Annotated in this window: 13 protein-coding genes; 6 read left to right on the top strand and 7 right to left on the bottom strand. The window is 69.4% G+C overall.

Going from position 1 to position 18,536, the window contains the following annotated elements; all coding sequences use genetic code 11:
- Positions 1-207 precede the first annotated feature (207 nt).
- Positions 208-3,453, top strand: coding sequence for a S8 family serine peptidase (locus tag ACSHWB_RS08295; protein WP_439661497.1), 3,246 nt, complete (start codon positions 208-210; stop codon positions 3,451-3,453).
- Between the two features lie 53 nt (positions 3,454-3,506).
- Here the strand turns inward: ACSHWB_RS08295 and ACSHWB_RS08290 are convergent, their stop codons facing one another.
- A complete protein-coding gene (locus tag ACSHWB_RS08290; protein WP_439661496.1) occupies positions 3,507-3,878 on the bottom strand; it encodes a hypothetical protein in 372 nt (123 codons plus the stop codon).
- Between the two features lie 54 nt (positions 3,879-3,932).
- On the bottom strand, positions 3,933-5,015 hold the full coding sequence (locus ACSHWB_RS08285; protein WP_439661495.1) for a mechanosensitive ion channel family protein: 1,083 nt from the start codon (positions 5,013-5,015) through the stop codon (positions 3,933-3,935).
- Between the two features lie 160 nt (positions 5,016-5,175).
- On the opposite strand from ACSHWB_RS08285, the gene ACSHWB_RS08280 reads away from it, so the two are divergent.
- From ACSHWB_RS08280 to ACSHWB_RS08260, 5 genes are all read left to right on the top strand, one after another.
- Positions 5,176-5,703, top strand: coding sequence for a hypothetical protein (locus ACSHWB_RS08280; RefSeq protein ID WP_439661494.1), 528 nt, complete (start codon positions 5,176-5,178; stop codon positions 5,701-5,703).
- A 143-nt stretch (positions 5,704-5,846) separates the two neighbouring features.
- The gene (locus ACSHWB_RS08275) at positions 5,847-6,851 is read left to right on the top strand and encodes an adenylate cyclase (protein WP_439661493.1); all 1,005 of its coding nucleotides are present in this window, start codon (positions 5,847-5,849) and stop codon (positions 6,849-6,851) included.
- A gap of 2 nt (positions 6,852-6,853) precedes the next feature.
- The gene (locus ACSHWB_RS08270; protein ID WP_439661492.1) at positions 6,854-7,834 is read left to right on the top strand and encodes a hypothetical protein; all 981 of its coding nucleotides are present in this window, start codon (positions 6,854-6,856) and stop codon (positions 7,832-7,834) included.
- Entirely contained in the window at positions 7,834-9,039 is a 1,206-nt protein-coding gene (locus ACSHWB_RS08265; RefSeq protein WP_439661491.1) for an adenylosuccinate synthetase, read from the top strand. The genes ACSHWB_RS08270 and ACSHWB_RS08265 overlap by 1 nt, the downstream gene beginning before the upstream one ends.
- Entirely contained in the window at positions 8,990-9,634 is a 645-nt protein-coding gene (locus ACSHWB_RS08260) for an NUDIX hydrolase (RefSeq protein WP_439661490.1), read from the top strand. Before ACSHWB_RS08265 ends, ACSHWB_RS08260 begins: the two co-directional genes overlap by 50 nt.
- Here the strand turns inward: ACSHWB_RS08260 and ACSHWB_RS08255 are convergent.
- The 5 genes from ACSHWB_RS08255 to ACSHWB_RS08235 form a co-directional block, all read right to left on the bottom strand.
- Complete coding sequence (locus ACSHWB_RS08255; protein ID WP_439661489.1) at positions 9,609-10,808, bottom strand: M1 family metallopeptidase; 1,200 nt, start codon at positions 10,806-10,808, stop codon at positions 9,609-9,611. The genes ACSHWB_RS08260 and ACSHWB_RS08255 overlap by 26 nt on opposite strands.
- Positions 10,805-14,542 (bottom strand): Pls/PosA family non-ribosomal peptide synthetase, encoded by a 3,738-nt coding sequence (locus ACSHWB_RS08250; protein WP_439661488.1) that lies wholly within the window; start codon positions 14,540-14,542, stop codon positions 10,805-10,807. Before ACSHWB_RS08250 ends, ACSHWB_RS08255 begins: the two co-directional genes overlap by 4 nt.
- A 100-nt stretch (positions 14,543-14,642) precedes the next feature.
- Positions 14,643-16,343, bottom strand: coding sequence for a DUF4153 domain-containing protein (locus ACSHWB_RS08245; RefSeq protein WP_439661487.1), 1,701 nt, complete (start codon positions 16,341-16,343; stop codon positions 14,643-14,645).
- 500 nt (positions 16,344-16,843) lie between these two features.
- Positions 16,844-17,815 carry a HAMP domain-containing sensor histidine kinase gene (locus tag ACSHWB_RS08240; RefSeq protein ID WP_439664545.1) on the bottom strand — a complete coding sequence of 324 codons (972 nt, stop codon included), beginning with the start codon at positions 17,813-17,815 and terminating at the stop codon, positions 16,844-16,846.
- A gap of 23 nt (positions 17,816-17,838) precedes the next feature.
- On the bottom strand, positions 17,839-18,528 hold the full coding sequence (locus ACSHWB_RS08235; RefSeq protein ID WP_439661486.1) for a response regulator transcription factor: 690 nt from the start codon (positions 18,526-18,528) through the stop codon (positions 17,839-17,841).
- Positions 18,529-18,536 lie beyond the last annotated feature (8 nt).

Below are 18,536 nucleotides of genomic sequence, written 5' to 3'. Positions count from 1 at the left end.
TTGACATTCCCCTCCATCAGCTCTTGACTGGAGGACGGTTGCTCGTTCCAGAGCACAAAAGAAACGTGCAGCATTAAAACCCTGCCCGTTCAAGCCGCTGAACAGTCCAATGTGGATCTGACAATTAGTCCGGTCCGACGATTGCCCCTCGCGAGGGGAAGAGATGTGCTTCGGAGCACTCTTTACCCCACGAAGGGCACATGCGCCGTGAAGAACTGGAGACGCCGCACCGGAACGGTCTTGCTGACCGCGGTGCTGGGCACTACCGGGTTCGGCTTCGCCGCCACCCCTGCCATCGCGCAGAACGCACCACAGCAGCAGCCGGCCGCTGACAAGCAGCTGGACAAGCAGGACCGGGCACTCGTCGACCAGGCCACCCGCGAGGGCAAGCCGACCGTCGACCTGCTGGTCGCCGCCGAGGCCGGCAAGACCGACGCCGCGGTCAACGACCTCAAGGCGCTCGGCGCCACGGTCCAGAAGACCGAGAAGGACGTCGACTACGTCAAGGTGACCATCCCGCGGGAGAACGCGGCGAAGGCCGCCAAGCTGGCGTCGGTCAGCAAGGTGGACGTCGACGGTCTCGTGGCCCTCGACAACCCGCGTCCCGAGGGCATGGAGCAGCCCGCTCCGCAGAAGGCGCCTGACTCGAAGACGCCGCGCACCAACCCGTACATGCCGACGCAGGACACGCAGGCGGCGCAGTTCGCCACCGCGCACCCGAAGTGGGACGGCCGCGGCACCACGATCGCCGTGATCGACTCCGGCATCGACCTGGACACGCCCGCGCTGCAGACGACCAGCACCGGTGAGCGCAAGATCATCGACTGGTACAACGCGAACGCCACGAACTCCGGCGACGGCACCTGGGTCACCATGACCAAGACCGGTCGCGTCGGCAAGTTCACCGACAGCGGCCGCGAGTGGACCGCGCCGGCGACCGGTGGCCCGTACTCGTTCGGTCTCTTCCGCGAGACTGCGGGCGACCTGAACCTCGCGAACAGCGAGACCGGCGGCGACATCAACCGCGACGGTGACCGCACGGACGCGTTCGGTGTCATCCAGGACATCACGACGAAGGAAGTCTTCGTCGACACCGATGGTGACGGCAACTTCACCAACAACAAGCGCATGATCGACTACAAGGTCAAGCAGGACACCGGTTTCTTCGGAACCGACAACCCCGCGACCCCTGTCGTCGAGCGCGTGGCGTTCGTCGTGCAGACCGACCGCTCGATCTACGACAACGCGGGCACCCCGTACGTCAACCTGGGCATCTCGGGTGCGGCTCACGGCACGCACGTCGCCGGCATCACCGCCGCGCACAAGCTGTTCGACGGCAAGATGTCCGGTGCGGCCCCCGGCGCGAAGCTGATGGCCATCAAGGCCTGCCTCTCCACGCCGTCCTGCACCAGCTCCGGTCTCATCGACGGTGTCCTCTACGCCGCGCGCAACGGCGCCGACGTCGTGAACATCTCCATCGGTGGCCTCCCGTCGCTGAACTACGACGCCCCGAACAACGCCCGTGCGGAGCTCTACAACCGCACGATCGACGAGTACAACGTCCAGATCTTCATCTCGGCGGGCAACTCGGGTGCGGGCGCGAACACGGTCGGTGACCCGTCGATCGCCACGAACGCGGTGAGCGTCGGCTCGTACATCACCAAGGAGACCTGGCTCTCCAACTACGGCTCGAAGACCGCGCAGAAGCAGAACCTGCACGGCTTCTCGTCGCGCGGCCCGGCCGAGGACGGCGGCTTCAAGCCGAACATCGTCGCCCCCGGTTCGGCGATCTCCACCACGCCGCGCTGGCAGCCCGGTGGCCCGGTGGCGGGCACCTACGCCCTCCCGCCCGGCTACTCGCAGTTCAACGGCACCTCGATGGCCGCCCCGCAGGCGACCGGTGCCGCCGCGCTGCTCGTGAGCGCGTTCAAGGCCACGCACAACGGCCAGAAGCCGACCAGCGCCGAGCTGCGCTACGCGATCCAGCGCAGCGCGAACTACGTGAGCACCCTCGGTGCCTACGAGCAGGGCGCCGGCCTCTTCAACACCAACGCCGCGTGGACCCTGCTGGACAAGCACTCCGTGCCGGACAAGGTCACCACGTCCGTCGCGGTCAACACCGTCCTCAGTGGACAGATCCTGCCCACCCCGAACGTCGGTGTCGGCATCCACGACCGTGAAGGCGTGACCGCGGGCCAGGAGTACACCCGCACCTACACGCTGACCCGCACCACGGGCCACGACGACGAGACGTACAACGTTTCCTGGAAGGGCAACGACGGCACGTTCACGGCGCCGAAGAAGGTCGACCTGCCGCTGAACAAGCCGGTCCAGTTCGCCGTCAAGGTCAAGGCCAAGACCGCGGGCGTGCACAGCGCCGTCCTGCAGCTCGACAACCCGGAGACCCCCGGCGTTGACGCCCAGACCCTGAACACCGTGTTCGCGGCGGAGAACTTCAACGCCGCCAACAAGTTCTCGGTCACCAAGTCGGGCAAGATCGCGCGCAACCAGTCCGCGACGCTCTACGTGAACGTGCCCAAGGGCACGAGCGCGCTGAAGGTCGACCTGGCCGGCGGCGGTGCCGAGGCGGGCAAGGGCCAGGTCCGCTTCCTGCGCTACACCCCGCAGGGTGTGCCGCTCGACGTGACCAGCTCGACCAACTGCTACAACCCGGACGCGGGCGCCGGTTGTTCCGGTGGCACCCCCACCAGCCGCACGGTCGCCAACCCGATGGCCGGTGTGTGGGAGATCGTGGTCGAGGCTCGCCGCACCTCCGACGTGGACGAGGCGCCGTACTCGGTGACCGCGTCCGTGCTCGGCACGTCGGTCAGCCCGAACCCGGACACCATCGCGTCCGCGACGCTGGGCACGCCGATCGAGCGCACCTACTCCGTCGCGAACACGCAGGCCAACTTCACCGGCCGGCTCGCGGCACAGCCCGCGCTCGGCAGTGCGAAGCAGGCCCGTCTGACGATCGCGGACGCGGAGACCCAGCAGTACCCGATCACCGTCTCGGCCGGCTCGTCGAAGCTCACCGCCACGATCGGCAACACCGCCGACGTGGGCGCCGACCTCGACCTGATCGTCTACAACTGCACGTCGGGCACCTGCGTGCCCGCCGGTCAGTCGGCGGACGCGGACTCCGAGGAGTCGGTGACGATCGCCAACCCGGCGGCCGGCAACTGGCTGGTCGTGGTGGAGGGCTACGCGGTGCCCGCGGGCACCACGGCGTACGACTACTTCGACATCTTCACCTCGGCCGGACTCGGCACGCTGTCCGTCTCGGACACCGACGCCGACCGCGCCGCCGGTGCGTCCTGGAGCGCAACGGGTGTCATCACGCCGCTGGGCGCGCCCGCCGCGGGCCGCGTGCTGCGCGGTGACCTCGAGGTGCGCACTTCGGAGAACGTCGTCGTCGGTGGCGGCGCCGTGATCATCCAGTCGGTCAGCTAGTAGCTCGCAGTTGAACGCAGAAAGCCCCAGGGTCCACGAGATCCTGGGGCTTTCTACGGTTCAGGGAGCCTGTTGTTGAGCGGCTCCTCCACGTCCACCGCGGACACACCGCTGATCAGATACGCGTCTTCCACCTTGTCGACCGGCATTTCGGCGCGCAGGTAGCCGATTCTGGGATCCCGCGACTCGATGGTCGCGCCCAGCTTCGTCAGTGCCTGCTCGACCTCCTCGTCGCGTCCCAGTCGCACGGAGATCGTCAGTGGCACTGTGAGGTGGCCGTCGCGCTTCGCCTGCTCGACCCGGAGCCTGTCCGGTTTTGCTGAGGACACGATCGGCACCTCCGCCAAAGGCACGGCTGGAGACCCGTTCGTACCACAGCTGCCGAGAGCCAGCGCGCAGAACGCGACGGCGAGCGGTCTTCTCATGATCGAAGGACGGAACGGGTTCCGCAGGCGGTTGCACCTGATTTCCGGGCAGTCTTACTGCTTGGGGCCCGCAAACGCTTGCTCCCGCAGCTCGCCGTCGACGCTCTCGCCGAACACCCGAGCGTCCGTGTGCTGGTCACCGGTGGGCTGGGCCTTCTTGACCCCGGTCACGGCCTTGGTTCTGATCTGCGGCAACGCGCCGCCGTGCTGTCGCTGCACCCAGTCGACCAGGTGCTCGCGGGTGAGGCAGCGCAGGTCCCAGAGCTTGCCGGCGTCCGCACCGCTCACCAGCGCCCGCAACCGCACGAACCCCTGCGTGGCCTGCGTGACCTGGAGAACGGACACCCGCCCGTCCCACAGGTCGCTGGCCTCCAGCATGGACCGCATCTCCTGCCGCATCGCCTCGACCGGCACGGTCCAGTCCAGGTCGAGCTCCACGGTCCCGAGCAGCTCCGACTGCGTGCGCGTCCAGTTCTCGAACGGCGTCTTGAGGAAGTACGAGGTCGGCAGCACCATCCGCCGGTCGTCCCACAGGTGCAGCACCACGTACGTCAGCGTGACGTCCTCGACCCGCCCCCACTCGCCTTCGACGACCACGACGTCGTCGAGCCGCACCGCGTCGCTGAACGCGATCTGCAGCCCGGAGATCAGGTTGCCCAGCAACGACTGCGCGGAGAACGCCGCCACGGCACCGATGACCGCCGCGGAGGCCAGCACGGTCGACCCGACCGCCCGCGCACCGGGGAACGTCATCAGGATCGCGCCGATCGCCAGCACGCCGATGACCACCAGCACCAGCCGCCGCACCAGCGTGATCTGCGTGTGCACCCGCCGCGCGTGCCGGTTGTCCGTGACGTCGGTGCGGATCCGCGACAGCGAGACGTCCACGAGGGTGCTGATCAGCGCGGCCAGTAGCCACGCTCCCGCCAGGATCAACGCGATTCCGAGCGCGTGCAACGTGACCGGTGCGTTGATCGGGTAGACGCTGAGCACTATCTGCGCGGCCAGCACCACCCCGAACGCCTGGCCGGGCCGGTACATCTTGCCGCTGTGGGTGAAGCGGCGGACCAGGCGGTGGATCACCTCCACCACGAGCAGCGCGAAGGCCACCGAGCAGCCCAGGACGACGAAAAGCATGTGCCTCCTCTCGTATCGGAGTCGGGTACCCGGCGTCAGAGGACGGGGACACCATGAGTCAACTCACGAAAACGGGCGGACAGCCGCAGTTGCCCGCCCGTTCCTCTTAGCGGGTCAGAGTTCTGCCCTCGGCGGGAAGTCGTTCACCGCCCTCGTCGCGATGTGGGATGGCGGGATCAACGGCGATCCGGAGCACCATGTGTCGATCATCAGCCGCAACATGGCCGACGTGGCAAGCTGGGCTCAAGGCAGTGATCGCAGAAACCAAGATCCCGAAGGCTCCGAAGTGAACGAGTTCGCCGTGTGGGAGCAGTGCTGGAATCGCCTCGACGGTGTCTTCAGGCAGTCGGCGGAGGTGTTCCGCGAAGCGAATCCAGCGCTGTGGTTCCAAACCGGCTGGCGATCGACCGCGAAGTTCCCCTTCGACGCCTGGCTCGAGCTCAAGCGCGTGGAGGATCCGGCTCGGATCGAGGACATCGTGGTGTTCGTGTCGTTCAGCTGGGAGGCGGGCAGGTATCGAGGTGAGGTGGACATCGCCACTGGCGAAGGGGCCGTCCTGGCCGACGGGCCGGCGGCGGAGTTGGCTGTTGATCCAGCGGAGTGGCCCCTGCAGATGGAGCGGTACGGCGCTGAGGTCCTCCTGTTACTGGAGGACCACCGGTTGATGCTGCGCGACGCCCTGTGCTGAACCAGGGCAGCGGGCCGGGCGGACCGGTCGGCGGCTGAAGAGGTCACGATGGCCGGCGAGGACTCTCTCGCCGGCCATCGTGCTGTCCGGGTCACATCGGGGGACCCGTTGCAATCCGGGTTTGAGTCTGCAAGACTCAAACCATGGTCACCACATCGGAGGCGCTGGAACTGGTCGAGGGCGCAGCATCGGCAGAGGCCCTCTTCGGCCCGCGCACCACCGACCCCGGCAAGCGCAAGCAGGCAAAACGCCTGTACCACGCGCTGGCCTCGGTGCTGCACCCCGACGTGGTCGGACCGCACCACCCGCGAGCGCACGAGGCGTCGGCGAACCTGACCCGCCTGCACCACGAGTGGATCCACTGCACGAGCGTCGAGCTCAGGACCAGGACCGGCGTCTACCGCATCGGGGAGCCGTTCGCGGTCGGCAGCATCGCCAACCTGTACGAGGCGGACGGGCCGCACGTGGTCAAGGTGGTGCGCAACCCGGCCCTCAACCCGTTGCTGCACGGCGAATGGCACGCCCTGCGGGAGTTGGAACGCTTCACCGACCGGAACCAGTGGCTGCGGCCCTTCTATCCGCAGTTGCTCGACACGTCCGGTGAAGTCGCCAAGGGCTCGAGGGCCTTCACGGTGCTGGACCCGCTCATCGACGGCTTCGTGACGCTCGCAGACGTGAAACGCGCGTACCCGAACGGGCTGGACGGCCGCGACTACGCGTGGATGCATCGCAGGCTGCTCAAGGCTTTGGCCGGCGCGCACCAGATCGGGCTCGTGCACGGTGCGGTCACCGCCGAGAACGTCATGGTGCACCCGGAACAACACGGGATCGTGCTGGCCGGCTGGTCGTTCGCCGTCGAGTCGGGCCAGCGGCTCCTCGCGACCAGCCGCACCATCACCTATCCGCCGGAAGTGCTCCAGGGCGAGCCGGTGACGGCCGCGACGGATGTCCACATGGCACACACGCTGATGCTCGATCTCTTGGCCCGAAACGAACATCGGCAGCAAGCCTTCGCCGACGGATGCCGGCAGGAACACCCGACGCGGCGGCCCGATGCCGCCGACCTGCTGGGCGAGTACGACGACCTGCTCGAAGAACTCTACGGCGCACGGGTTTTCCGCCCGTTCGCTCTGCCAAAAGGAGAATGACCATGGGACACGGCAAGTGGGACGACAACGCCTACGCGGCAGCGAAGACCTTCCGTGCTGCCAAGGGAATCGCGGACTTCGGCTACACCGCCTCGATCAAGTCGGCACCGGCGTCGAGCTGGAAGGCGGCGCCGAGCCTCGACCCGCTCAACGTCGAGTACCGCGAGTGCCGCGACTCGCCCGACCACGCCGACTCGACACCGATCGCGGTGCTGTTCGACGTGACCGGCTCGATGGGCAGCGTGCCGCGGATCATGCAGGGCAAGCTCGGCAAGCTGCACGGCCTGTTGCAGCGCAAGGGATATCTCGCCGACCCGCAGCTGATGTTCGGCGGGATCGGTGACGCGGACAGCGACCGCGTGCCGCTGCAGGTCGGCCAGTTCGAGTCGGACAACCGCATGGACGAGCAGCTGCGCGACATCTTCCTCGAAGGCAACGGCGGCGGGCAGAAGAGCGAGTCCTACGAGCTGGCCGCGTACTTCGTGGCACGGCACGTGGTCACCGACGCGTGGCAGAAGCGCGGCAGGAAGGGCTACCTGTTCATCATCGGAGACGAGCTGAACAAGCCGCGGCTGGAGGCCAAGCACATCCGCCGGATCATCGGCGACGACGTCAAGCAGGACATCGACCCGGTGTCGGTGTACCGCGAGCTCGCCCGCAAGTGGAACGTGTACTTCATCCTGCCCAACCAGTCGTCGTACTACAACGACGACGCCATCGGTGAGCACTGGCGGACGATCCTCGGGCAGAACTTCCTCAAGCTGGACGACCCCGGCGCGGTCTGCGAGCTGATCGCCGCGACGATCGGCATGGAGGAACGCGTCGTGGACCTCGACCAGGCCCTGGTGGACCTCGCCGAGATCGGCTCGGTCGCCGAGAGCAAGGCCGTCGGCAAGGCGCTGGTCGCGGTCGGCAGCGCAACGCGGTCGATCACCGCCGCCCCGCTGGGCATCGACGGCCCCGACGACGTGGCGCTGAGCTGATGAACGACCACGTGATCGTCGTCGGGCTCGGGTTCGGCGACGAGGGCAAGGGAGCGGTCGTCGACGCGCTGTGCGCCGACGGGTCGGTGTCGGCCGTCGTGCGGTTCAACGGGGGTGCGCAGGCCGCGCACAACGTGATCGCCGACGGACGGCACCACACCTTCAGCCAGTTCGGGTCCGGCACGCTCGCGGGCGTGCCGACCCGGCTTTCCCGGTTCGTGCTCGTCGAACCGATCGCCCTCGCGACCGAGTCGCGCGAGCTGGAGGCGCTCGGCGTCGTGAACCCGCTCTCGCTGATGTCGATCGACACGCGGGCGCTGCTCACCACGCCGTTCCACATCGCCGCGAACCGGGCGAGGGAGAACGCCAGGGGCCGGGACCGGCACGGCTCGTGCGGCAAGGGGATCGGCGAGACCGCCTGGTACGGGCTGCTCGGGGGTGCGGCCAGGGGAGAGGTCGTGGAGGGGCAGGAGGTCATCGGGGAGCCGGGTCCGGCTCCGACCGTCGGCGACTGCCTCGACCCCGCCACGTTGCGGCGCAGGCTGGACGCGCTCGCCCGCTTCTACGAGCCGCTGATCGGCGCCGGCATCAGCGTGGACGAGCTGGTCATGCTCTACCGCTCGTTCGCCGACGCCGTCCGGATCACGACCGGCGACAGGCCCGCAGGACGGCTCGTCTTCGAAGGCGCACAAGGCGTTCTTCTCGACGAGAACCACGGCTTCCACCCGCACACGACCTGGTCCACCACCACGCCACGCAACGCGCGTGAGCTGCTCGACGGACGCCCGGCCCGCGTCATCGGCGTGACCAGGACCTACCAGACGAGGCACGGCGCGGGCCCGCTGCCGACCGAGGACCAGACCGTCCTGGACCGGTTCCCCGAGGCGCACAACGGCACCGGGGAGTTCCAGGGCGCGTGGCGGGCCGGCCACCTGGACGCGGAACTGTTGCGCTACTCCGTCGATTGCTGTGGGGGTATCGACGGCCTGGCCGTGACACACCTGGACGCCCGTGGCCTGAAGGTGGCCACGGGGTCGAGCCTGGACGACCTGCCCGATCCCGTGGCCTACCTGGAGGAGCTGCTCGATGTCGACGTGCTCGTCACCGGCGCGGGGCCGGCCAGGGCGGACTACGTGGTGCGGGACAATCCACGACATGATCGAGTCGACGTTGGTGTCGGTGGACGTGATCGTGCTCCGGTTTGATCCGGACGCACGTGCGGTGCTCGTGGGGGTGGCGTCGCGCGCGCAGGAGCCGTTCGCGGGCGAGCTGGCACTGCCCGGCGTGCTGCTGGGCAGGGGTGAGCGGCTGCGTGACGCGACCACGAGGGCCGTCACCGGGAAGCTGGGCCTCGCCGGGGAGTCCGTGACGGCGACCGGTCAGCTCGCCACGTTCGACGAGCCGTCCCGTGACCCGCGCGGCCCGACGCTGTCGATCGCGTTGTGGGCCACGGTGACCAGGCCGACCGGGGACGTGGCGGTCTGGAGCCCGTTCGACGCCGTGCCCGCACTGGCATTCGACCACGACCGGATCGTCGCCGACTGCCGGCCGTTGCTGGCGGACAAGCTCTGGCGGGACGTGCCGTTCACCGCGGGCCTGCTCGGGCCCGAGTTCACCACGGCGCAGGCGCTCGACGTGACCGAGTCCCTGACCGGCGACCGGCCCTACCCCGCCAACCTGGGGCGCACGATGGACCGCGTGCCGGGCCTCGAACGCACCAGCCAGCACGCGTCGGCGCTGCCCAAGGGAGGCCGTCCGCCGCTGGTGTGGAGGTTCACCGCAGGGGGAGTTCCGGCTTGAACAGCCAGCGGTTGAGCAGGTCCCGGTGCCCTGCCAGCGCGAGGAAGTCCTCGGTCGTCACCGCGCCGTGCCGGTTGCGGGCACACCACTCGCGCAGCAACGCGAAGAACGAGTCGTCGCCCATCTCGCGCCGCAGTGCGTGCAGCGTCAACGCTCCGCGCTGGTAGACCCGGTCGTCGAACCAGTCGGCCCGCGGCGGTCGTCCGATCACGAGGTTCTGCGGCAACCGTCGCAGCAGATCCCGTGCGCTGGCGGCACAAGCGTCGGCGGAGCGGCCACCGGACGCCTCGGACCACAGCCATTCCGAGTAGCAGGCGAAGCCCTCGTTCAGCCAGATGTGCTCCCACGCGGCGATGCCGACCGAGTTGCCGAACCACTGGTGCGCCAGCTCGTGTGCCACCAGCCGTTCCGAACCCCGGCGCCCGTCCACGTGGTTGGACCCGAACGTCGAAAGCCCTTGGGCCTCAACGGGAACGTCCAGCGCGTCATCGGTCACCACGACCGAGTACCTGGCGAACGGGTACGGCCCGAACAGCGACGAGAACAGCTCGATCATGGCGTCCTGGCGGCCGAAGTCGTGCGCGACGAGCCTGCGCAGCCGGGCCGGCGCCCACACGTTCGGCAGGGCCTCGACGTACTGTCCGATCTGGACGGTCGCGAGGTAGGTCGCCATCGGCGCGGCCATCGAGTACGTCCAGCGCGTGGTGCTGCCGGAGATCTTGCCGTCCACCAGCATCCCGTTGCACACCACCGTGTACGGCGAGGGCGCGGTGACCTCCAGGTGGTAGGACGCCTTCGACCAGGGCTCGTCCAGGCACGGGAACCACGACGGCGCCCCGATCGGCTGCGAGGCCACGATCGAGCCGTCGGTGAGCTCGTCCCAGCCGAGGTCGCCCCACTCCGGCGTCGAGACAGGCACGGGCGTGCCCGAGTACCGGACCTCGACCGTGAAGGCACCGCGCACGGCCGCACGGATGTTCAGCACCCCGCCCGCGTGCCCGTAGCGCGCCGGCTTGCCGTTCACGAGCACCTTCGAGATCCGCAGTGGACCGAAGGACAGCGAGAACGACGACAGCGAGGTGCAGGAAGCCTGCAGCACCGCGCGCCCGGACAGGCGCGCGGAGTGCGGCTTGTAGTCAAGCTCTAGTGCGTAATGGTGTACGGAGAAGCTCATGTCCACGCGGAGATCGGGTTGCCCAGCCAACGGGTTCCCGACGGTACATCCTCTCCGCGCATGACCAGCGAGGCGGGTCCGATGGTCGTGTGAGCGCCCACGGACGCGCCGGGCAGCACGATGCCGTGCGGGCCCAAAGTGGACCCCGCGCCCAGTTCGACGCGGTCCATGCGCAGGATCCGGTCGTGGAACAGGTGCGTCTGCACGACACAGCCCCGGTTCACCGACGCGCCGGCGCCCAGCTTCACCAGGTCCGCCTCGGGCAGCCAGTACGACTCGCACCACACGCCACGGCCGACCGACGCGCCCAGCGAGCGCAGCCACAGGTTCATCAGCGGCGTACCGCCGGAGAACCCGATCAGCCACGGCACCGCGAGCACCTCGACGAACGTGTCCGCCAGCTCGTTGCGCCACACGAACGCCGACCACAGCGGGTACTCGCGCACCTTGAACCGGCCCACGAGCGTCCACTTGGCGACGACGGCGACCAGGCAGGCGGCGACGCCCGCGCCCAGCAGCACGGCGCCGGACCACCAGAGCCCGAACTCCTTCAGCGCGAACAGCACGAGCACGACGAGGGCGACGTTCAGCATGACCGGGACGAAGCGGCACAGCTCGACCAGCGCCCGCGCCCACATGAGGTGCTTCGGCGGGTTGAACGTGCGCGACTGGTCCGACACCTCGGCGGCACGCGGCAGCTTCATCGGCGGCATGCCCAGGTACGACGAGCCGGCCTTGGCCCGCTTCGGGGCCGCCGACAGCACGCCGACGAGTCCGCCCTTCGGCACGTTGCGGCCGGGCGCCGTCATGCCCGAGTTGCCCAGGAACGCCCGCTTGCCCACACGGGCCGTGGCGATGCGCAGCCAGCCGCCGCCGAGCTCGTACGTGGCGACCATCGTGTCGTCGGCCAGGAACGCACCGTCGCCCACCCTGGTCATCTTCGGCAGCGCGACCACGGTCGACGCCTCGACGTTGCGGCCGACCTTCATGCCGAGCAGCCGCAGCCACACCGGCGTGAACAGCGACGCGTACAGCGGGAACAGGGCCGTGCGCGCGTTGTTCATCAACCGCTCGGTCGTCCACGCCGCCCACGCGACGCGGCTGTGCACGGGGTAATAGCCCTCGCGCATGCCGATGCCCAGCAGGCGCACGGCGACCAGCACGATCAGCGCGTACGAGCCGAACCAGATCGCGGAGGCGACCGGCACGTCCCACAGCGCCGACGTCAGGGTCACCGGGCGGCGCAGCACGTAGAGCAGGGCCGGAGCGGCCGCCAGCAGCGGCAGCGCGGCCAGCAGGCCGGACGAGACGCCGTACATCAGGTTCCAGAAGCGCGACCGCGTCGGACGACGTGACGGGAACGAGCGCGACGCCTTGCCCTCACGGGTGGCGGGCACGCCTGACCAGCGCTGACCGGTCGGCACCGACCGGACGACCCCCGAACCGGGCGCCACCTCGGCCTTCTTGCCGATCCGCGCACCGGGGAACAGCGTGCTGCGGGCACCAACGGTCGCGCCGGCACCGATCCGGATGCGGCCGATGCGCAGCCTGTCGCCGTCCAGCCACCAGCCGGACAGGTCGACCTCGGGTTCGACGGCGGCGCCGCGCCCGACCTTCAGCATGCCCGTGACCGGCGGCAACGAGTGCAGATCGACCCCTGGGCCGATCTTCGCGCCCAACGCCCGCGCGTAGTGCGTGACCCAGGAGCCGGAGAGCTCGGTGGCGCGCGACATCTGCGCCAGCATCTCGGCGGCCCACAGTCGCAGGTGGACGGAACCGCCACGCGGGTACTCGCCGGGCTTCACGCCGCGCAGCAGCAACCGGGCGCCACCGGCGGAGATCGCGAGGCGGCCGGCGGGGCTCAGGAACACCGCGGCCCCTGCGGCGACCCACCACCACGACACCGACGTCCAGCCCAGCACGTTCGACAACGCCGTCAGCGCCACGACCCAGCGCGCACCGGCGATGGTGAGCAACGGGATCATCAGCAGCGTCTGCACGACACCGGTCCAGCGCGGCGTCGGCGCGACCTCGTGCACCTCGGCCGTCTGGCCGTACGACTCCAGGCGCCGGGCCAGCTTGTACAGCGTCGGGTTCTGGTAGATGTCCTGCACGGACGTGCTCGGGTACCGCGTGCGGACCAGCGAGACGAGCTGGGCGGCACCCAGCGAGCTACCGCCGGACGAGAAGAAGTTCGCGCCCTCGGAGGCGGGCCCGGAGCCGAGCACGGCGGCCCACTGCTCCGCGAGCCAGCCCTCGAGACCGGAGAACACCACACCCGCGGTGTCCATCGACTCCAGCGGCCACGGCAGCGCGGCGCGGTCGACCTTGCCGGACGTGCGCGTCGGCAGCGTCTCGACGACGGCGATCAACGGCACGAGAGCCGCGGGGAGTTCGCCTCGAAGCTGCTCGATGGCCGCTTCCTGGTCGAACTCGCCGTCGAGGACCACGTAGCCGACGAGGATCTGGTTGCCGCCACGGGTCGTGCGCACGGCGGCAGCGGCACCGGCGATACCCGGCAGTGCGGCCAGCGCCGCGTCCACCTCGCCGAGCTCGATCCGGCGGCCGCCGAGCTTGATCTGCTCGTCCGCGCGGCCGAGGAAGACGAGGCCCTCCGGCTCGGCGCGGACCATGTCACCGCTGCGGTACGCGCGGTCCCAGCCCATCGAGGGCAGCGGCGCGTACTTCTCCGCGTCCTTGGCCTCGTCGAGGTAGCGCGCCAGGCCGACGCCGCCGATCACCAGTTCGCCGGACTCGCCCATGGGCACGACCTCGCCCTGGGCGTCCACGACGACGAGCTCCCAGCCGTCGAGCGGCAGGCCGATGCGCACGGGACCCGTGCCGTCCATCCGCGCGGCGCAGGCGACGACCGTGGCCTCCGTCGGCCCGTAGGTGTTCCAGACCTCGCGGCCGTCCACGGCGAGCCGTTCGGCCAGCTCGGGCGGGCAGGCCTCGCCGCCGAAGATCAGCAGCCGCACGTCGTCCAGCGCCTCGACGGGCCACAGCGCGGCCAGCGTCGGAACGGTGGAGACGACCGTGATCTCCTGCTCCACCAGCCACGGACCCAGGTCCATGCCGGTGCGCACCAGCGACCGCGGCGCGGGCACCAGACAGGCGCCGTAGCGCCACGCGAGCCACATCTCCTCGCAGGAGGCGTCGAACGCGACGGAGAGCCCGGCCAGCACGCGGTCGTCCGGCCCGATCGGCTCGTCCTGCAGGAACAGGCGCGCCTCCGCGTCCACGAACGCGGCGGCGTTGCGATGTGTGACGGCGACGCCTTTGGGCTTGCCGGTCGAACCGGACGTGAAGATGATCCACGCGTCGTTGTCCAGACCGGGTTCGCCGGGCACGCCGAGCGTGGCGCCGTGCGGCACAAGGGATCGGCCCTCGCCGAGCACGGCACCCACTTGTGCCTCACCGAAAACGAGCTCGGCGCGTTCGTCGGGGTCCTCGAAGTCGACGGGCACGTAGGCCGCGCCGGCCGCGAGGGTCGCCAGGATCGAGACGTAGAGGTCGACGGTGCCGGACGGCACGCGAATGCCCACCCGGTCGCCGACCCCGACGCCCTCGGCGTTGAGCTTTTCGGACAGTTCCTGAACTTCGGTGATCAGTGCGCGGTAACTCAGCGCGGTGGTGCCGTCGTCGACGGCCAGCGCGTTCGGGTGCTTCTCGGCACTCGCGCGCAGGATGTCCAGGAGGGTGCGCGGTGTGGGCGCCTCGCCTGCGGTGAACATCGATGGGAGGACAACGGGTTCTGCCGCGATCGTCACTTCAGCGTCACTTCTCACCCTCTCGGCAACTGGTAGCTGAGCAACTTTACAGTGTTGTAACCAATCACCTCTCGCCCAAGTACCCGCCCTCACAGGTGACCTCAGTCACCGCAACACTTTCGAGTGACTTCTTTGCGTTGTGGCGCGCCAGGTTCCACTCCCGCCAGTCCTGCTCGACGGTGCGATTCTTCATCCACCGCAAGGCACACGAGCGTTCGTGCGCGGGCAACCGGACCAGTGCCGGCACCGCGTCCTCTGACAGCTGCGACAGGTAGTACGTGTCGATCTTCTGCGTGGCCTCGAACCGCGACACGTTGTAGTCGGCGACCACCCGTTCGGGGTTCATCGCCACCACCGCGAGGAAGAAGGCCGCGCCGGTACCCACGATCGCCTTCGGCAACCAGTTGGCGCGCAACGAGATCCCGCTCGCGATCACCATCAGGTACACCACCGCCAGCCACACCTCGCACGACGCGACGAGCAGCCGCAGCACCGTCCACCCGTACGCCTGCTGGTAGAACCACATGCGGCTCAAGGCACTCGCCACGATGACCAGCGTCAGAACAGCGAGCGAACCGAGCAACACCCGCAACCACAACTGTTCCCGCGCCGTCTTCTTCACGGCGAACCGCGCGACACCGGCAATTACGCCGAGCGTGAGAATGGTGACCCACAGCAGCTGCCAGAACCCGGACCGCGCGTACTCGGCGAACGTCACGCCCGCCGTCTTCATCACGTAGGCCTCGCCACCGAACAGAACCGCGAGCTGCGTCCCCACGAACCCGGTGAACAGCACCACGAGCACCCCGACGGGCAACCCGTAGTCCTTGAGCCGCAACGACCCCGGCTTGCCCTCGGCGTCCTCGTCCATCTGCGGAGGCGCCGCCACCAGGTAGCAGGCGCCAAGAGCACCAAGCGCCGCAACAACTCCGTAGAACGTCTTCTGCACGTAGACGCCGATGTCGAGATCCGGGATCAGACCTTCCAGGAAGTCGTTGAACGCCTTGTCCGCCCCGGCCAGCAACGACCCGAAGACCACCAGCAACACCAGCGCCACACCAACGGACACGAACGGCCGGATCCCGATCGGCCCCCGCCGGCGGAACCCCTTGGCCACCCAGGGAATGGACCGCAGTGCACCCAGCCCCACGCCCACGGCCCCGAACACGAGCCCCTTGACCGTCTTGCCCCCGGCCATGGCGATCGAACCGCACAACATCGACGCCATCAGGCTCAGCGGGAACACCCACTCCGCGGCCCGCAGGAAGCCCATCGCGAGGAACGCCAGCGCGCCGGCCAGCCACAGAGCCCGTTCGACGGTGGGCTTGCCCGCGTAGAACAGCACGCCGCCGACGCCTGCCAGGCCGGCCAGGAACCAGCCGATGCCGTTGTTCGGGACGGCCAGGAACGCTCCGGCCAGGCCCGCGATCAGGCCTGCGACCAGGGCTTTGTTGGAGGCGCCCGTGGTGGGTGGGCGCCACGGCGGGAGGCCCAGGAACGCTCCGGCCAGGCCCGCGATCAGGCCTGCGACCAGGGCTTTGTTGGAGGCGCCCGTGGTGGGTGGGCGCCACCAGGGGAGGAACGGGAGGCCCGGGGTGGTCATGGCGGCCGCTGCGGCGGGGTAGCGGGGCGGGCCCTGCCACGGGGACGGTGGGGGGAGGGTGGCGGTGGCCACCTGCGCTGACTGGGTGGGCGGCGTGGGCTGGGCAGCCTCATCGGGCTTCTCACCCACCGGCCGCGCCGCGTTGCCGGAACTCTTGCTCACCGGCTGCGGTGCTTCAGCTGGGCTCTCGCTCAACGGCCGCGGTGCCTCGGCAGGGCTCCCACCCAACGGCCGCGGTGCCTCAGCTGGGCTCTCGTTCGCCGGCTGATCTTGTCGGACCTCGTGAGTAGGTTGAGTTGTGGGGGTTCCCGAATCAGGGGTACCCCTGCGCGAGCCTGCGTTGGCGTCTTGAGCAGCCAAGTCGCCGACCTTCTCGGCACCCGCCGAGCCCTCGGTGCCCGCCGGAACTCCCGCGTCAGCCGCGCTCGCGGCATCGGCCGAGTCCTCAGCCCCAGCGGCCCCCTCACCCCCGGCGACAGGCCGATACCCCACCTTCCGGAACTGCCGGTACTTCCGCCGAGCGGCGGCCTTCTCCCCAGGCGTCTCAGACGAGTCAGCCGGTGGCGTCGAGTCAGTCATTTCTCTCTCCCAAGCCCGGAAACGGGCGTGCTTCACCGTCACACCGCCCGGCGGTGCGAACAAGAGTCAGGCAAAAGCCAAGGTCAACGAGGCAAGGTCACCCGGATGCACGACCCGGGGTCCACCACGGCGATCGTCCCGCCGTGCAGGTCCACCACCCACCGGGCGATGGCGAGCCCGAGCCCGGTCCCGCCACCGCCCGCCCTCTCCCCTCGGGTGAACCTCTCGAAGATCCGCGACCGTTCGGCCGGGGCGATCCCCGGCCCTTCGTCCCGAACCTCCAGCACCACGGCGGTAGCCGTACAACTGCCCGAAACGGACACCAACCCCCCGGTGGGTCCGTGCCGGGCGGCGTTGTCCACCAGGTTCACCAACACCTGGTGCAACCGCTCCCCATCAGCGAAAACAGTCAGATCCCCGGCGACGTCGATCGAGAACGAGGCGGCAGGAGCCGCCACCGCCGCCTCGGCCACCACGTCGGCCACCAGCGACGACACCGACAACGTCTCCCGCTTCAGCGACAGCACCCCGGCGTCGATCTTCGACAGGTCCAGCAGCTCGGTGACCAGCCGTCCCAGCCGCTCGGTCTGCGCCAACGCGGTGCGCATGGTCGCGGCGTCGGCGGAGGCCACCCCGTCGACCACGTTCTCCAGCACGGCCTGCAAGGCGGAGATCGGCGTCCGCAGTTCGTGCGACACGTTCGCGATCAACTCCCGCCGCTGCTGGTCGGCGGCGGCCAGATCGGCGGCCATCACCGTGAAAGCCTCCGCCAGCTGACCGACCTCGTCGGACGAAGTGGCCCGGACAGACCGCGAGTAGTCCCCGGAAGCCATGGAACGAGCCGCAGAAGTCATCTCCCGCAACGGCGAGGTCATGCCGTGAGCCAGGAGCTGCGAGGTCAACAGCCCCAGAACCAAAGCGATCAACGTGGTCCGCGGCGGCAACCACCCGGTCACGTAACGGAAGTAGGCGAACGACACGCACCCGGACACCACGATCACGATCCCGAGCTTGAGCTTGATCGACCGCACCGAGTCCAACGGACGCGGCAGCATGTCCAGCAGCTCCAGGGCCCGCTTCACGAAGACACCCGCCGGCTAGGCACCTCCAGCGCGTACCCCACCCCGTGCACGGTCCGGATCAGGTCGGCGCCGAGCTTGCGCCGCAACGCCTTCACGTGCGAGTCGACCGTGCGCGACGACGCCCCCTCGTGCCACCCGCAAGCCTCGGCCAGCAGCCGTTCGCGGGCCTGCACGGCGGACGGCCGCTCGGCCAGGAACACCAGCAGGTCGTACTCGGTGGGCGTCAGGTGGGCCTCGACGCCGGCACGGGACACCCGCCGCGAGGCCAGGTCGATCAGCAGATCCCCGAGCTCCAGCGACTGCGACGACACCGCCCGGGACACGCGGCGCAGCAGCACGTGCACACGCGCCGCCAGTTCGCGCATCGAGAACGGCTTCGTCAGGTAGTCGTCGGCCCCCACGGCGAGCCCGACCAGCAGATCGGTCTCGTCCCCTCGCGCGGTCAGCATCAGCACCGGCACCGACCGCGCCGCCTGGATCCGCCGGCACACCTCGAGCCCGTCGAACCCCGGCAGCATCACGTCCAGAACGACCAGGTCAGGCGTGAAAGCGGCAGCCTGAGCCACCCCGGAGGGCCCGTCGTGGGCCACCGCCACCACGAAGCCCTCCGCCCGCAGCCGCGCGGCCACGGACTCGGCGATCGTGATGTCGTCCTCCACGACGAGCACCCTTCGCTGACCTGTCATGCCGGCGA

This window comes from Lentzea sp. HUAS TT2, from assembly GCF_051853195.1.
In the GTDB taxonomy this organism is placed as follows: domain Bacteria; phylum Actinomycetota; class Actinomycetes; order Mycobacteriales; family Pseudonocardiaceae; genus Lentzea.
The sequence above is the reverse complement of the archived record's forward strand: the minus strand, read 5'-3'. Positions and strand labels throughout refer to the sequence as shown.

Coding starts and splice junctions, on each gene's coding strand:
- ACSHWB_RS08270 (WP_439661492.1), top strand. CDS start 6,854: ATGGGACACGGCAAGTGGGACGACAACGCCTACGCGGCAGCGAAGACC.
- ACSHWB_RS08240 (WP_439664545.1), bottom strand. CDS start 17,815: ATGCTGCCGCGTCCGTTGGACTCGGTGCGGTCGATCAAGCTCAAGCTC.
- ACSHWB_RS08285 (WP_439661495.1), bottom strand. CDS start 5,015: ATGCTTTTCGTCGTCCTGGGCTGCTCGGTGGCCTTCGCGCTGCTCGTG.
- ACSHWB_RS08250 (WP_439661488.1), bottom strand. CDS start 14,542: ATGTTCACCGCAGGCGAGGCGCCCACACCGCGCACCCTCCTGGACATC.
- ACSHWB_RS08235 (WP_439661486.1), bottom strand. CDS start 18,528: ATGACAGGTCAGCGAAGGGTGCTCGTCGTGGAGGACGACATCACGATC.
- ACSHWB_RS08255 (WP_439661489.1), bottom strand. CDS start 10,808: ATGAGCTTCTCCGTACACCATTACGCACTAGAGCTTGACTACAAGCCG.
- ACSHWB_RS08260 (WP_439661490.1), top strand. CDS start 8,990: ATGATCGAGTCGACGTTGGTGTCGGTGGACGTGATCGTGCTCCGGTTT.
- ACSHWB_RS08275 (WP_439661493.1), top strand. CDS start 5,847: ATGGTCACCACATCGGAGGCGCTGGAACTGGTCGAGGGCGCAGCATCG.
- ACSHWB_RS08290 (WP_439661496.1), bottom strand. CDS start 3,878: ATGAGAAGACCGCTCGCCGTCGCGTTCTGCGCGCTGGCTCTCGGCAGC.
- ACSHWB_RS08265 (WP_439661491.1), top strand. CDS start 7,834: ATGAACGACCACGTGATCGTCGTCGGGCTCGGGTTCGGCGACGAGGGC.
- ACSHWB_RS08280 (WP_439661494.1), top strand. CDS start 5,176: ATGTGGGATGGCGGGATCAACGGCGATCCGGAGCACCATGTGTCGATC.